General features: G+C 60.9%; 14 protein-coding genes. 7 read left to right on the top strand and 7 right to left on the bottom strand.

The genetic code is table 11. The annotated features are described in order from the left end of the window. Together metE and ybaK are read left to right on the top strand one after the other, a co-directional pair. A partial coding sequence (metE, locus tag PSTU_RS0111105) for a 5-methyltetrahydropteroyltriglutamate--homocysteine S-methyltransferase (protein WP_019341099.1) occupies positions 1-1710 on the top strand: 1710 nt, incomplete at its 5' end. 128 nt (positions 1711-1838) lie between these two features. Continuing rightward, positions 1839-2309 (top strand): Cys-tRNA(Pro) deacylase, encoded by a 471-nt coding sequence (gene ybaK, locus PSTU_RS0111100; protein WP_019341098.1) that lies wholly within the window; start codon positions 1839-1841, stop codon positions 2307-2309. A gap of 18 nt (positions 2310-2327) precedes the next feature. On the opposite strand, the gene mltF is transcribed toward ybaK, so the two are convergent. Further along, positions 2328-3788 carry a membrane-bound lytic murein transglycosylase MltF gene (gene mltF / locus PSTU_RS0111095; protein WP_019341097.1) on the bottom strand — a complete coding sequence of 487 codons (1461 nt, stop codon included), beginning with the start codon at positions 3786-3788 and terminating at the stop codon, positions 2328-2330. A gap of 272 nt (positions 3789-4060) precedes the next feature. Between mltF and PSTU_RS0111090 the strand changes: the two genes are divergently transcribed. Both PSTU_RS0111090 and PSTU_RS0111085 read left to right on the top strand, forming a co-directional pair. Next, positions 4061-4360 carry a GIY-YIG nuclease family protein gene (locus PSTU_RS0111090; RefSeq protein ID WP_019341096.1) on the top strand — a complete coding sequence of 100 codons (300 nt, stop codon included), beginning with the start codon at positions 4061-4063 and terminating at the stop codon, positions 4358-4360. A 66-nt stretch (positions 4361-4426) separates the two neighbouring features. Beyond that, a complete protein-coding gene (locus PSTU_RS0111085) occupies positions 4427-5365 on the top strand; it encodes a glutathione S-transferase family protein (protein ID WP_019341095.1) in 939 nt (312 codons plus the stop codon). A 49-nt stretch (positions 5366-5414) separates the two neighbouring features. Here the strand turns inward: PSTU_RS0111085 and PSTU_RS0111080 are convergent, their stop codons facing one another. Together PSTU_RS0111080 and yejK are read right to left on the bottom strand one after the other, a co-directional pair. Next, positions 5415-6212 carry an undecaprenyl-diphosphate phosphatase gene (locus tag PSTU_RS0111080; protein ID WP_019341094.1) on the bottom strand — a complete coding sequence of 266 codons (798 nt, stop codon included), beginning with the start codon at positions 6210-6212 and terminating at the stop codon, positions 5415-5417. Positions 6213-6392: 180 nt separating this feature from the next. Further along, entirely contained in the window at positions 6393-7400 is a 1008-nt protein-coding gene (gene yejK / locus PSTU_RS0111075) for a nucleoid-associated protein YejK (protein WP_019341093.1), read from the bottom strand. A 148-nt stretch (positions 7401-7548) separates the two neighbouring features. On the opposite strand from yejK, the gene PSTU_RS0111070 reads away from it, so the two are divergent. From PSTU_RS0111070 to PSTU_RS0111060, 3 genes are all read left to right on the top strand, one after another. Next, positions 7549-8760 (top strand): MFS transporter, encoded by a 1212-nt coding sequence (locus PSTU_RS0111070; RefSeq protein ID WP_019341092.1) that lies wholly within the window; start codon positions 7549-7551, stop codon positions 8758-8760. Further along, positions 8760-8882: a hypothetical protein gene (locus PSTU_RS22170; RefSeq protein ID WP_019341091.1), complete on the top strand. Its 123-nt coding sequence runs from the start codon at positions 8760-8762 to the stop codon at positions 8880-8882. The genes PSTU_RS0111070 and PSTU_RS22170 overlap by 1 nt, the downstream gene beginning before the upstream one ends. A 148-nt stretch (positions 8883-9030) precedes the next feature. After that, complete coding sequence (locus PSTU_RS0111060) at positions 9031-9222, top strand: hypothetical protein (RefSeq protein ID WP_019341090.1); 192 nt, start codon at positions 9031-9033, stop codon at positions 9220-9222. Positions 9223-9257: 35 nt separating this feature from the next. On the opposite strand, the gene rlmF is transcribed toward PSTU_RS0111060, so the two are convergent. The 4 genes from rlmF to nhaD all read right to left on the bottom strand — a co-directional run bounded on the left by rlmF (position 9258) and on the right by nhaD (position 13404). Further along, positions 9258-10265, bottom strand: a complete 1008-nt coding sequence (gene rlmF, locus PSTU_RS0111055; protein WP_019341089.1) for a 23S rRNA (adenine(1618)-N(6))-methyltransferase RlmF — start codon at positions 10263-10265, stop codon at positions 9258-9260. A 45-nt stretch (positions 10266-10310) separates the two neighbouring features. Next, a complete protein-coding gene (locus PSTU_RS0111050; RefSeq protein ID WP_019341088.1) occupies positions 10311-11480 on the bottom strand; it encodes a YbfB/YjiJ family MFS transporter in 1170 nt (389 codons plus the stop codon). Positions 11481-11649: 169 nt separating this feature from the next. Further along, positions 11650-11946 (bottom strand): winged helix-turn-helix domain-containing protein, encoded by a 297-nt coding sequence (locus tag PSTU_RS0111045; protein WP_019341087.1) that lies wholly within the window; start codon positions 11944-11946, stop codon positions 11650-11652. Between the two features lie 75 nt (positions 11947-12021). Further along, positions 12022-13404 (bottom strand): sodium:proton antiporter NhaD, encoded by a 1383-nt coding sequence (nhaD, locus tag PSTU_RS0111040; protein ID WP_019341086.1) that lies wholly within the window; start codon positions 13402-13404, stop codon positions 12022-12024. Positions 13405-13684 lie beyond the last annotated feature (280 nt).

The raw sequence follows: 13684 nt of genomic DNA, 5'->3' as shown, positions 1-13684 counted from the left end.
CCCGCCGCGCAGGGCGTCGAGTGGGTGCAGATCGACGAGCCGATCCTCGTGCTCGATTTGCCTCAAGACTGGAAGAACGCCTTCGAACGAGCGTACAACCTGTTGCAGCGCGCACCCTTGAAGAAGCTGGTCGCGACCTATTTTGGTGGGCTGGAAGACAACCTTGGCTTGGCCGCAGCGTTGCCGGTCGATGGTCTGCATATCGATCTGGTGCGGGCGCCGGACCAGTACCCGGTCATCCTGGATCGGCTGCCCGCCTACAAAATCCTCTCTCTCGGTCTGGTCAACGGGCGAAACGTATGGCGTTGCGACCTAGACAAAGCCTTGAACGTGCTCCGCCACGCTGCCGAGCGGTTGGGTGAGCGGCTCTGGGTCGCGCCGTCCTGCTCGTTGCTGCACGCGCCGGTGGATCTTGCGCGCGAAGACCAACTGGACGCCGAACTGAAAAGCTGGCTGGCATTTGCCGTGCAGAAATGCGCCGAGGTCGCGGTGCTGGCGCGTGCCGTCGATCAGCCTGATGACGCCCGGGTGCAGTCCGAACTGCAGAAAAGCCGTGAGGTGCAGGCGAGCCGCGCACTGTCCAGTCGGATCCACAAACCGGAGGTACAAGCGCGGTTGGCCGCGATCAAGCCCAGACACAGCCAACGGCAGTCTGGCTTTGAAAGCCGCATCGAGAAGCAGCGCGCGCGGCTGAATCTGCCGACATTCCCCACGACCACCATTGGCTCATTCCCGCAAACTCCGGCGATCCGCCTGGCGCGTCAGGCATTCAAACAGGGCAAGCTGGCGCTGACCGACTACACCGAGGCGATGCATGCCGAGATTCGTCACGCGGTCGCCGTACAGGAGCAATTGGGACTGGATGTGCTGGTGCATGGCGAGGCCGAGCGCAACGACATGGTCGAGTACTTCGCCGAGCAACTGGATGGCTACGCCTTCACCCGTTTCGGTTGGGTACAGAGCTACGGTTCCCGCTGCGTGAAACCGGCGATCATCTACGGCGATCTGAGCCGCCCGGCGGCGATGACGGTGGAATGGATTCGCTACGCCCAGCAACAGACCCGCAAGGTCATGAAGGGCATGCTGACCGGCCCGGTGACCATGCTGATGTGGTCTTTCACTCGCGAGGATCTGAGCCGCGAGCAGCAGGCCCGCCAACTGGCTCTGGCGATCCGTGACGAGGTCTGTGACCTGGAAGCGGCGGACATCAAGATCGTCCAGATTGACGAAGCGGCGTTTCGCGAAGGCTTGCCGTTGCGCCGTTCACAGTGGGGGCACTACCTGGACTGGGCAGTCGATGCGTTCCGCCTGTGCGCCAGCGGAGTACGCGACGAAACCCAGATTCACACCCACATGTGCTACAGCGAGTTCAACGATGTGATCGAGGCGATCGCGGCCATGGACGCCGATGTCATCACCATCGAGACCTCGCGCTCGCAAATGGAGTTGCTGGAAGCATTCCGCGCCTTCGACTACCCCAATGACATCGGTCCCGGCGTGTACGACATCCACTCGCCACGGGTGCCGGACACGGCAGAAATGGTTCAGCTGCTGCACAAAGCCCGCGAGCGAATTCCGGCCGAGCGGCTCTGGGTCAACCCGGACTGCGGCCTGAAAACCCGCGGCTGGGCGGAAACCGAAGCGGCGCTGGTCAACATGGTTGCGGCTGCCCGTCAGCTGCGTGCGACGCACCGGGACCAGGTGGCCTGAGCGATTGCCGGGAAGAGCGGGCCGGCATAACGGCCCGGCCGCGCTGCACCATCTTCGGCTCGTACGCTGTGCGAGCCGTTGTGTTTTTGGCTAATGTAGTGGCCTTTTCCCAGACGAACCCTTTCACAATGACGCCCGCTATCGATCTGCTGAAAAAGGCCAAGTCCGAGCACCGCATCCACAGTTACGAACACGATCCGAAATCGGCGTCCTACGGCCTCGAAGCCGCGGAGAAGCTCGGCCTCGAGGCGGCGAGGGTGTTCAAGACGCTGCTTGCTTGCAGCGAAAAGAACGAACTGCTTGTCGCTGTCGTACCGGTTGCAGGCTCGCTTGATCTCAAGGCGCTGGCGCAGGCCGCCAAGGTGAAGAAGGTCGATATGGCCGATCCTATGGCAGCGCAACGTGCGACCGGCTATCTGGTGGGTGGTATCAGCCCGCTGGGCCAGAAGAAGCGGCTACGCACCTTCATCGACGTTTCGGCGCAGGCGCAGCCGAGCATCTATGTCAGCGCCGGACGGCGAGGGTTGGAGGTGGAACTGGCGGCTGAGGTGCTGGCCGAGCACACTGCGGGCAGCTTCGCACCCATCGGAAGGGGCTGAGGGGTAGGGCCGGAAGGATCAGAGCGGCGGAAGAATCTCACCGAGATCGGTGGAGTTGATGCCGGGAACATGGATTTCATTGTTCACCAGTTGCTGGCCTTCCATCTGCGGCTGAGTCACCCAGGTCAGGATGTCGTAGTAGCGGCGGATGTTGGCAACGAAATGCACCGGCTCGCCCCCGCGCGCATAGCCGTAGCGCGTCTTGGTGTACCACTGTTTCTGCGCCAGCCTTGGCAGCATCTGCTTCACGTCCAGCCACTTGTTCGGGTCTAGCCCTTCGCTTTCGGCAAGCTTGCGCGCGTCTTCCAGATGCCCACCGCCGACATTGTAGGCGGCGAGGGCGAACCAGGTGCGGTCCGGCTCCTTGATGCTGTCAGGCAGATTGGCATGGACCCGGGCGATGTATTTTCCGCCGCCCTGAATGCTTTGTACCGGATCGAGCCGATTGTTTACGCCCATGGCCTTGGCGGTATTGAGCGTCAACATCATCAAGCCGCGCACACCGGTTTTCGAGGTGGCTTCGGGTTGCCAGTGGGATTCCTGATAGCCGATGGCCGCGAGCAGCCGCCAGTCGACGCCGTGCTCCTTGGCCGTTTCGCGAAATACTTTTTCATAGCGTGGCAGGCGTTGCTGCAGGTGCTTGGCAAAGGCATAGGCGCCAACGTAGCCGAGCACGTCGACGTGACCGTAATAGCGTTCTCGCAGGCGCTGCAGGGTTCCGTTCTCCTGCGCCTGGGCGAGAAACTGGTTGGCCGCTTCGAGTACGCTGTTGTCCTCGCCCTTGCCAACGATCCAGGCCAGGCTGCTTTGCTCGCCAAGATCGAATGCTGCTCGCGCATTGGTGAAGTACACCTGATTCAGCGCCAGTTCATTCGACTCGACCAACGTCAGGTCCACCTGGCCCTCGTCGACCATGCGCAACAGGTCGACCACTTCCACCGCATCCGACTCTTCGTAGCGAAGATCCGGAAGTTCGCGCTGCAGAGCTTGGAGCTTCTCCGCTTGACTGCTGCCCTTGAGCACCAGAATACGTTTGCCAACCAGATCTTCGGGTTCGGTCGGACGGCGCTGCCCTCGGCGGTAGACAACCTGAGTCGTGACGTCCAGATAGGGTTGGGTGAAGCGCGCCAGATCCTTGCGCCCTTCGCTGGCCACCAGGCCGGCAGCCGCCAGGGTCGGGCCGCCGGGGCGGTTCAGGCGGGTGAAGATCTCTTCGATGCTATCGGCCGTCTCGATCTTCAATTTGACGCCGAGATGACTGGCGAAGCGCTTAACCAATTCGTACTCGAAGCCGGCTTCGCCGTTGCGATCCTGGAAATAAGTCGACGGGCTGTTGCGGGTGATCACGCGCAGTACGCCTTCCTCCTTGATCCGCTCGAGTGCGCTGGGCGGTTCAGCGCAGCTGCTGAGCATCAGGAAGAGTCCGGCCGCCAGCAACCAGGAGGCGCAGCGTTTGCGGAATGCAGTTTGGACAAACATCGGCGCAGTATACGCAAAGGCGAACCGCCACCATATCTCGACAGGATCGACGGACTTTGCTAAGCGAAGCGGCGCTCGCTGCAAGCAGTGCCGTTCGCGGCTCGGCTGTTGGTCGCACACCGACGAAAACTGTGTCGGAAGATTGCCACAGCGTTTTCACGCGAGAAGTTCAGATGACATGTGCCGAACTCGCGGGTTCGTTTCACAAGGGCGGCCTTGCCCTGGCCGGCGTGGCCCCGGAGAATCCTGCCGTCCTCTCAAGAGCTTGCTGCATGAGCACCGTTGCAACCAAACCCTGGTTCGTCTATCTGGTACGCGCCGCCAACGGTTCGCTTTATTGCGGAATAAGCGACGATGCACAGCGCCGCTTCGCCGCTCATCAGAGTGGGCGAGGGGCGCGGTTCTTTCACTCCAGCCCAGCGGTGGCGCTGGTTTATGTCGAGAGGCTTGGCAGCAAGGGCGATGCGCTGCGGCGTGAGCGCGCCATCAAGCAAATGAAAAAATCCGCCAAAGAGGCATTGGTCTGTGCGCAGTCCGGCAGCGATCCGGTGAATGTCCAGGCAATCAGCTGAACGGGTAGGCTGCCTCCGATGGCGCGGGTAAGCTGCCGGTCTACCTAACGACTGGCGGAGCCTGCAATGCACGAAGTGATCCTGCACCACTATCCAACCTCGCCCTTTGCCGAAAAAGCGCGACTGATGCTGGGCTTCAAGCAGCTTTCCTGGCGCTCGGTGCAAATCCCTCCGGTGATGCCCAAACCGGATCTGACGGCACTGACGGGTGGCTATCGGCGAACGCCGGTGCTGCAGATCGGCGCTGACATCTATTGCGATACCGCATTGATTGCGCGTCGTCTGGAGGCTGAAAAAGCCACACCTGCGCTGTTTCCTGAAGGGCAGGAGTTCGTCGCGGCTACGCTGGCGCAGTGGGCTGATTCGGTACTGTTTCTGCATGCCGTGAGCCTGGTGTTCCAGCCCGAGTCGATGGCGGTGCGTTTCGCCCAAGTGCCCAAGGCATTCGTCGAGGTGTTCAGCAAGGACCGCGCCGCGTTGTTCAGCAGCGGCTCGGCGAGTCGCGTTCCGCTGGAACAGGCGAAGAATCAATGGCCGGTCCTGATGGCGCGCCTGCAACAACAACTAGCGCGTGGTAACGGTGAGTTTCTGCTTGGCGGTGCGCCTTGCGTAGCCGATTTTGCTGTTGCCCATTGTCTCTGGTTCCTCAAGGGCACACCGGTGACGGCGCCGCTGGTCGATGCCTATCCGGATGTAGCGGCCTGGCTTGGAAAGGTATTGGCGGTGGGGCACGGCTCGCTGTCCGAGCTGGCCGGCGAAGACGCCGTCGCTGTCGCACGCGACGCGACGCCTGCCGATTTGCCGGAGGAGCCGTTCTCCGAGCCCAATGGCTTCGAGGCAGGCCAGGCCGTAACCATATCCGCAGTCGACTATGGCACTGATCCGGTCGAGGGTGAGCTGGTCTTCGCTGGCGTGGAAGAGTTGATTCTGCGGCGTGAGGACGAGCGTGCAGGCGTCGTGCATGTGCACTTCCCGCGGATGGGCTATCGCATCGACGCCCGTTGATGCATCAGGCCCGCGCAAACCCGTTGCGCGGGCCTTTATCCGCGACTCGTCAGAGCGCGATGAACAGCAGCGTCACGCCCAGCAGCAAGCGATAAATCACGAACGGCAGCATGCCCAATGCATCGAGTGCCTTGAGGAACAGCTTGATGCAGAGGAACGCGGCGACGAATGACAGTGCTGCACCGATGAAAATGTCATTCCACGGCGCAGCTTCACCTGACTGAGCCAGCTCTACGGCTTTCAGCCCGCCTGCGGCGAGAATCAGCGGTATCGACAGCAGAAAGGAGAAGCGTGCAGCGGTCTGCCGGGTAAAGCCGAGTAGCAGCGCCGCGGTCATGGTGATACCCGAGCGCGATGTGCCAGGAATCAGCGCCAGCGCCTGGGCAAGGCCGATGATCAGCGCGCTTTTCCAGGTCAGCTGGTCTATTTCGGCGACACGCCGACCCTTGACGTCGGCATACCACAGCAGCAGGCCAAAGATAATGGTCGTGGCCGCAATGAACAGCATCGAACGTGTGTACTGCTCGATATAGTCCTCTAGCAGCAAGCCGATGATTCCTGCCGGCAGAGTGCCGATGATAATTGCCCAACCCAGACGGCTCTCGGCGCTGGCCTGCCGACGGAAAACATGCGCCAGCCAGCCGCGAGTGGTCGCAATCACTTCGTGGCGGAAGCAGATCAATACCGCGAGCAAGGTGCCGACGTGGACCGCGACGTCGAATGCCTGGCCCTGGTCGGGCCATCCAAGCACTTGCGAAGGAAGGATCAGGTGCGCAGAGGAGGAAATCGGGAGAAATTCGGTAATGCCCTGAACCAGGGACAAAATAATCAGGTGAAGCCAATCCATTGTGAGTCCTTAGCCGATGCAGGTAGAGCGGGAGTTGCGGCAGCGTTGAGCAGCCATCTGACTGGCAGATGGCTGTTTCATTCCGGCGAGGGATAGATTTTCGTAGCGGGTGCGCCCTGCGGGGGCTTTGCGGAGTGCTTTCGTAACCTCCGGAATCTACAAGCGTCGCTGCGCCACGGCTTACCCTTTGCGCCGCTTGAGCTGATCGGTCAGCTGTGTTGGCAGGTTGCGGATGATCAACATGTCGCGCGCCTCGTCGTATTCGACTTTCGAGCCCAGCAAGTGTGATTCGAAGCTGATCGACAGTCCTTCGGCCCGGCCAGTGAACCGCTGAAACTGGTTCAGGGTGCGCTTGTCAGCGGGGATCTCCGGCGAAAGGCCGTAGTCCTTGTTGCGGATGTGATCGTAGAAGGCGCGTGGGCGCTCCTCGTCGATGACGCCGGACAGCTCCTCCAGCGACATGGGCTCGCCGATCTTGGCCTGACTGCTGGCATAGCCCACCAGCGCGCTGGTCTTCTCGCGTGCCTTTTCGTCAGGTAGGTCTTCGCTTTCGACATAGTCGCTGAAGGCTTTAAGCAGCGTACGCGTTTCACCGGGGCCGTCGACACCTTCCTGGCAGCCGATGAAGTCGCGGAAATACTCCGAGACCTTCTTGCCGTTCTTCCCCTTGATGAAGGAAATGTACTGCCTGGACTGCTTGTTGTTCTGCCACTCGGAGATATTGATTCGCGTCGCCAGATGCAACTGGCCGAGGTCAAGGTGCCTGGCTTCTGCTACATCCAGCGCGTCGGTAACCGTCACGCCGTTGCTGTGATGCAGCAGGGCGATGGCCAGATAATCAGTCATGCCTTGCTGATAGTGCGCAAAGAGCACGTGGCCGCCGGTGGACAGGTTGGACTCTTCCATCAGCTTCTGCAAATGTTCCACCGCCTGCCGGCTGAACGCGGTGAAATCCTGATCGCCTTGCATGTACTGGTTCAACCAGCCGCTGAAGGGATAGGCGCCGGATTCCTCATGGAAGAAGCCCCAGGCCTTGCCCTGCTTGGCGTTGTAGCTCTCGTTGAGATCGGCCAGCAGGTTCTCGATGGCCTGGGAGTCGCCCAGTTCAGAGTCGCGGGCGTGGAGAACGGCAGGCGTGCCGTCCGGCTTTTTTTCGATCAGGTGAACGATGCAGTGGCGAATCGGCATGAGGTACTCGCGTCGGGAAAGGCAGACAGGCGGCAGTTTACCCGAGCAACCCCGCCGCTCGCCGTTCGCTGAGTAAAAAGGAGGAGGTGGATGACGAGGTGGTTGCGGGTAAGATGGATCCCCCTCGTTTTTTGCAAGTGTGTCAGCGATGAATGCGATTTGGCGCAACAGTACCTGGATCCTGCTGGGCGGCTCCTTGATCCTCGCCCTCTCCCTGGGTATCCGGCACGGGTTCGGTCTTTTCCTGCCACCGATGAGCGCCGAATTCGGCTGGGGGCGTGAAACTTTCGCCTTCGCCATCGCCCTACAGAATCTGATCTGGGGCTTGGCGCAGCCGGTCACCGGCGCGCTGGCCGACCGTTTCGGTGTGGCCCGTGCGGTGCTGCTCGGCGGTGTGCTCTATACGGTCGGTCTGTTGCTGATGGCGGGTGCGGATTCGCCGGTTTCTCTGTCGCTTAGTGCAGGTCTGCTGATCGGGCTGGGGCTTTCCGGAACCTCGTTTTCCGTGATTCTGGGTGCAGTCGGGCGCGCGGTGCCAGTCGAAAAACGCAGCATGGCGATGGGTATTGCCAGTGCGGCAGGTTCGTTCGGTCAGTTTGCCATGCTCCCCGGCACGCTTGGTCTGATTGGCTGGTTGGGCTGGTCATCGGCCTTGCTGGCGCTGGGTCTGCTGGTGGCGCTGATCATGCCGCTGGCGCTGATGCTGCGCAGCGGACCAGCAGCGCCGGTGGCTGGTCCGCAGCAAACGCTGATAGAGGCACTGCGTGAAGCGGTCAGCCATTCCGGCTTCCGCCTGCTGGCGCTGGGCTTTTTCGTATGCGGGTTTCAGGTGGTGTTCATCGGCATCCATTTGCCGGCGTATCTGGTCGACAAACAGTTGCCAGCGATGGCTGGCACGACCGTTCTGGCGCTGGTTGGGCTATTCAACATCATCGGCACCTACACGGCGGGCTGGCTGGGCGGTTGTTATTCGAAGCCGAAATTGCTGACTGCGCTCTATCTGGCTCGGGCAGTGGTGATCAGCGCGTTCTTCTTTGCTCCAGTGACGCTCTGGACCGCCTATGCGTTCGGCATCGCCATGGGGCTGCTGTGGTTGTCCACCGTGCCCTTGACCAACGGCACGGTCGCCACCCTCTTCGGCGTGCGCAATCTGTCGATGTTGGGCGGCATCGTTTTTCTGTTCCACCAGATTGGTTCGTTCTTCGGTGGCTGGCTGGGTGGTTGGGTCTATGACACGACGGGCAGTTACGACCTGGTCTGGCAGATTTCCATCGCGCTGAGCCTGATGGCTGCTGCGCTCAACTGGCCGATTCGTGAACAACCCGTCGAGCGCGTGCGCTTGGCAGCAGGTATGGCCTGATGAGCCGCGGCTGGTTATGGGCAGGCGTCGCCGCGCTGGCGTCGCTACTTTTGGCTGCGGCCTGGTGGGGCTGGCAGCAGGGCGGCCTGGCGCTGTTACAGCTGGGTGTAGGTATTTGTTGATCGATCGTTCGGGTAGTTTTTGTCCCCGTTAGGGAATCAATTGCGCAACGGGTAGCTCCAACAGGCGAGACGATCGAAGATTGTCGTTGAAACGTAACCTAAGGCCTGTAAAAAGCTGCGGCATGCAGTTATCTGGAGCTACCGAACCATGTCCACTCTTACCGAACTCGCCCAACAGATTGCCCTGCTCTATCCGCTGCAGGACAAGCGCGTCGGCAAGCGCTATCGCGTTGTCGGTGAACTTGCCGGAATGACGGAGTTGGAAGAAATCAACGGGGAGCCGCGGTATATCCAGACGCTGGCCCTGAAAGACCGCCAGCGCTGGGATATTGCCGTCTGAGGTGGAATGCTTCGGCTGATCATCGGGGAAAACGATCAGCCTGGCGTGCGACTCAACCAGCGATCAGCACGCCACTTCGCGCCTTGTTCGCTATCGAGGTAGGTCCAGGCCACGAAGCGGCTGCGCTTTTGCCCCTGGGACATTTCGCACACGCGCATCTGTTGAGCGCCGAGCTTGTTGAGTCGAGCCTGTAGCGGCCGCACGTTACTCTCTTTCGAAACCAGAGTGCTGAACCAGCAGATCTGCTGACCCACGTCGCGGCTTTCTTCCGCCAGTAGCGCGATAAATGCCGCCTCCCCACCTTCGCACCAGAGCTCTGCCGCCTGCCCGCCGAAATTCAGTGCCGGCAGTTTGCGCTTGGGGTCGAGCTTGCCGAGGTTGCGCCACTTGCGTTGGCTGCCACTGCTGGCCTCGGCCTGTGAGGCGTGGAAGGGCGGATTGCAGAGCGTAATGTCAAAGCGGTCGTCTGCCTGCACGAGGTTTTCAAAAACATGTCGAGAGTGCTGCTGCGCGCGCAGTGTAATGCTCTTGCCGAGCTTGTTCGCGGCGACGATGGTACGGGCCGAGGCCAGCGCCGTTGCGTCGATATCCGAACCGGTGAAGCGCCAGCCGTATTCGCGCAGACCGATCAATGGGTAAATGCAATTGGCGCCAGTGCCGATGTCCAGTGCATGAATGCTGGCGCCGCGCGGAATCTCACCAGCGTTTTCGTCCGCCAGCAAGTCGGCCAGACCGTGCAGATAATCAGCCCGCCCTGGAATCGGCGGGCAGAGGTAACCTGGCGGTATATCCCAATGCGCGAGGCCGTAGAACTGTTTGAGGAGTGCGCGATTGAATACGCGGACGGCATCCGGGTCGGCAAAATCGATGCTTTCCTTGCCATACGGATTGATGATGACGAACTTCGCCAGCTCGGGGCTGCCCGCTATCAGCGCGGGAAAGTCGTAGCGCCCGGTGTGGCGATTGCGCGGATGCAGGGTGGCCTTGCCAGCGGTAGGGGCGGCGGCGCGTGATGGCGTTTTAGCTGATTTCGGCACGGTCATGATCGGCTGCAGGTAACGGTAAAAGACCGCATTGTCCCACAGCTTTCAGGCCCGACGCGGCACCAGCAACATCCAGATCAGTCCCCATAACAGTGCACCGGCGCCGAGCCAGAAGGCGCTGTGCAGAGAGCCGCCCATGCTTAGCCATATGCCAGTGAGCCAGGGGCCAGCCAGCTGAGTCAGGCTGTAGAGTGCAATCAGCGCGGCTGAAAGCCGCGGCCCCTGGTGCGGATGAAGGGCGCGAGCCAGGCGCTGGGTCAGCAATACAGTGCCAAGAAAGGTCCCGCCGACCAGCACGGCGCATAGCAGGATTCCCGACGCGCCGGGCAGCAAGAGCGCGGCCAGGACACCGGCCAGCTGCGTGAGGTAGCTGAAGCGCAGCGCCAGCGTGTCGCCGAGCAGAGCGCCAAGCCGGTTCCAGAGCCAGGGTGAAGGCAGGGTGGCCACGGCGACCACCAGCCAGCTGCTCTCCACCAGCCAGTCACCTGGCTCGACCTGCAACCGAGCGACCATGGGCAGAAAGGTCATCGGCAGGATATAGCCCATGCCGGCACCGGCATACGAGAGAAATAGCGGAGTGCTGGCACGATCCAGCAGGCGTCCGCTTGGCGGTTGCGTTGTTTCCCGGGGCGGTTCGTCGGGAGGCATGTCGAGGTTGGCCAGCTGACGCCAGCCCCACCAGGCCAGGGGGATGGACAGCAGGGCTGCGGGCCACCAGCGGTCGGCACCCTGCAGTACACCGTTGCTTAGACTAACCATCAAGCTGGACAGGATCAGCCCCACGCAAACGCCCAAATAGACCAGTCCGCTGGACGACACGCGACGATGACGCGCCAACCACTCCAGAATCAAAGAGGGTGCCTGGACAAAGACCAGACCGTTGCTGATGCCATTGAGCAGACGCAGCACCGAAAGCGCCTCCACCGATTCGACCTGGGTCTGCGCCAGCGTCGTCACGACGTGTAGCGCCAGCGCCCAAGGCAGGCTGCGACGTATCTGCGTCACCTGATGCCAGCGCAGGGCGAGCAGTGCGCCGATCAGATAACCCAAATAGTTCCAGCTGGCGATGCTCGCGCCCTGTTGGACGGTCAGTAAGCCGTCCTCTACTAGCCACGGTAACAGCGGCGTGTAGACGAATCGTCCAAGGCCATGGACGACCAGCAGCAAGGTGGCGCCAGCGAGCAGAACCGGGAACAGGGTAGGGCGTTGAGACATTGACGACGGACCATGCAGGCGAAGAGGCCGACAGCTTAGCGGCACGCCCGGCAAAGGACTACGCTACTGATGGTTGAGGTGGGGGTGTGTATACGCCGTTAACACAGCTCCCCACCTGCTGCCCTGATCAAGAGCACGGAGCTAGAGCCGGTGTCTTTGCTGCTAGTGCTTACGGATAGCCGAGAACCGATCTGATTTGCGCCAGGTTGCGTTCGATCCACTGCCGGTCAATCGCGCCCCAGCCATGGATCTGGTAATGGCCTGCGTTATGCCGCTCGCCGTCGTCCTGAGTGAAGCGGCAATCGATGTCCAGATCGGCGAGAGCCGTCAAGGTGTCCTGCGCCGTGCGACGCGGCATTCCGGTTGCTTCTACCAGAGCAGGCACGCTGGTGGCGGCACCGCTGTCAATCAGCCAGGCGACGTATAGGCGGCGGTAGAAACTGCTTTTGGTCTTGCTGACTGACATCACTACTCCAAAGAACGATGGGGCTGGGCCCGTTGAACGCAGAGGATGCGACTTCAACGGGCCAGCCAGAGCGTCTCAACGCAATGCAAGCATACCTATATAGGTCACGGCGCCGGCCGTATAGCCGAGGAAGGCCAACAGGCTGACGCGCTTGACGTACCAGGTGAAGCTGATTTTCTCCATGCCCATGGCTGCTACGCCTGCGGCCGAACCAATGATCAATGTACTGCCACCCGTACCGGCGCAATAGGCCAGCATCTCCCAGAAATTGCCGTCTACGACGAACTGCGACAGCCAGGCGACTTCGGCGGCTGGCGCAGCATCAAGCGTCTCTGGGCTGATCAGCGGATACATCTTCATCGAGCCGGCAACCAGAGGCACGTTATCGACCACCGCCGACAGCAGGCCGATGCTGTAGTTGATCGGATAGATGTGTCCAAGGGAGTCGCGCAACGCCGTGGCGACCTGGGTCAGGTGGCCGGCTGTAGCGAGCGCCGCAACGGCCAACAGAATGCCAAGGAAGAACAGCACACTCGGAGTGTCGACCTTGCGCAAAACGCCAACGACCGAAAGCGGGTGCTTGTGATCGTCTTCCTTGTGGCGGTGCAGAAACTCGGTTGCCACCCAAAGCACGCCGAGCCCGAACAGGATACCCATATAAGGTGGCAGGTGCGTGACGGTCTTGAAGATCGGCACGAATACCAGCGCGCCGATACCGAGCGCCAATACCAGGTTGCGTTCGAGCGCTGTGGTCGCTGGCGGATTACTTTCGGCCAGGTGCGCGCGCGCGCCTGGGCGTGGCACTTCGCCGCGCATGCTAAAGCTGAGGATCACCAGCGGGACAAGTAGGCAAACCAGGCTCGGGACGAACAATCCAACAATTACGCCAGAGGCGGTGATCTGGTTGCCGATCCAGAGCATGGTGGTAGTAACGTCGCCAATCGGCGACCAAGCGCCGCCAGCGTTGGCAGCGATCACCACGATGCCGACGAACAACCAGCGCTCCGGGCGACCGCGGATCAGTTTACGCAGCAGCGAGACCATGACGATGGTGGTGGTCAGATTGTCCAGTGCGGCAGACAGGAAGAAGGTCAGGAAGCCGATGATCCACAACAAGTGCACGCGCTTGCGCGTCTGGATACGGTCAGTGATGACCTTGAAACCTTCGTGTGAATCGATGAGTTCGACGATGGTCATGGCGCCGAGCAGGAAGAACAGAATCTCCGAGATCTCGCCCAGATGATGCCGCAGTGACTCGACCACAAAGGCAGACGGTTCGCCCGGATTATGGGCGCCTGATGGCAACAGTGGCACGATGGTTTCCGCACCGAGTATCAACGCTGTCCAGCACAGCACTGCTGTGAGAATCGCGGCGGCGGCCTTGTCAATTTTCAGCGGATGCTCGAAGGCTATGCATAGATAACCCAGAACAAATAGAACAGCCATGAGTACATACATCGGAGGGGCTCCATTTTTTTCATAAACCGTACCGGGCCATTCGGATTGTTATTCTGGCTCGGGACTGACAGGCTTAAAAATGGACGACGTTGCGGTGCAAAAGAATTAAGTAACCGCGATACGGAAGGTTATACCTGCGTTCTGGACGGCCGCGCATAAGGCAAACCGCTTCGGGTTTGCTTCGCTGACTTACTTCATGTCGTGAGCTTTCCGCGTTGGTTCAGGCCTGTCAGTTGCAATTCGTTATTATCGTGGTCGGCATAATGTAACAGCGGCACTG

It is taken from the genome of Stutzerimonas stutzeri SDM-LAC (assembly GCF_000235745.1).
GTDB lineage: Bacteria > Pseudomonadota > Gammaproteobacteria > Pseudomonadales > Pseudomonadaceae > Stutzerimonas > Stutzerimonas stutzeri_H.
The sequence above is the reverse complement of the archived record's forward strand: the minus strand, read 5'-3'. Positions and strand labels throughout refer to the sequence as shown.

What these genes read in the sequence shown, in the direction of transcription:
- PSTU_RS22170 (WP_019341091.1), top strand. Translation starts at nt 8,760, where the DNA reads ATGAGCCGCGGCTGGTTATGGGCAGGCGTCGCCGCGCTGGCGTCGCTA.
- rlmF (WP_019341089.1), bottom strand. Translation starts at nt 10,265, where the DNA reads ATGACCGTGCCGAAATCAGCTAAAACGCCATCACGCGCCGCCGCCCCT.
- PSTU_RS0111080 (WP_019341094.1), bottom strand. Translation starts at nt 6,212, where the DNA reads ATGGATTGGCTTCACCTGATTATTTTGTCCCTGGTTCAGGGCATTACC.
- PSTU_RS0111060 (WP_019341090.1), top strand. Translation starts at nt 9,031, where the DNA reads ATGTCCACTCTTACCGAACTCGCCCAACAGATTGCCCTGCTCTATCCG.
- PSTU_RS0111085 (WP_019341095.1), top strand. Translation starts at nt 4,427, where the DNA reads ATGCACGAAGTGATCCTGCACCACTATCCAACCTCGCCCTTTGCCGAA.
- PSTU_RS0111090 (WP_019341096.1), top strand. Translation starts at nt 4,061, where the DNA reads ATGAGCACCGTTGCAACCAAACCCTGGTTCGTCTATCTGGTACGCGCC.
- nhaD (WP_019341086.1), bottom strand. Translation starts at nt 13,404, where the DNA reads ATGTATGTACTCATGGCTGTTCTATTTGTTCTGGGTTATCTATGCATA.
- ybaK (WP_019341098.1), top strand. Translation starts at nt 1,839, where the DNA reads ATGACGCCCGCTATCGATCTGCTGAAAAAGGCCAAGTCCGAGCACCGC.
- PSTU_RS0111070 (WP_019341092.1), top strand. Translation starts at nt 7,549, where the DNA reads ATGAATGCGATTTGGCGCAACAGTACCTGGATCCTGCTGGGCGGCTCC.
- PSTU_RS0111050 (WP_019341088.1), bottom strand. Translation starts at nt 11,480, where the DNA reads ATGTCTCAACGCCCTACCCTGTTCCCGGTTCTGCTCGCTGGCGCCACC.
- mltF (WP_019341097.1), bottom strand. Translation starts at nt 3,788, where the DNA reads ATGTTTGTCCAAACTGCATTCCGCAAACGCTGCGCCTCCTGGTTGCTG.
- PSTU_RS0111045 (WP_019341087.1), bottom strand. Translation starts at nt 11,946, where the DNA reads ATGTCAGTCAGCAAGACCAAAAGCAGTTTCTACCGCCGCCTATACGTC.
- yejK (WP_019341093.1), bottom strand. Translation starts at nt 7,400, where the DNA reads ATGCCGATTCGCCACTGCATCGTTCACCTGATCGAAAAAAAGCCGGAC.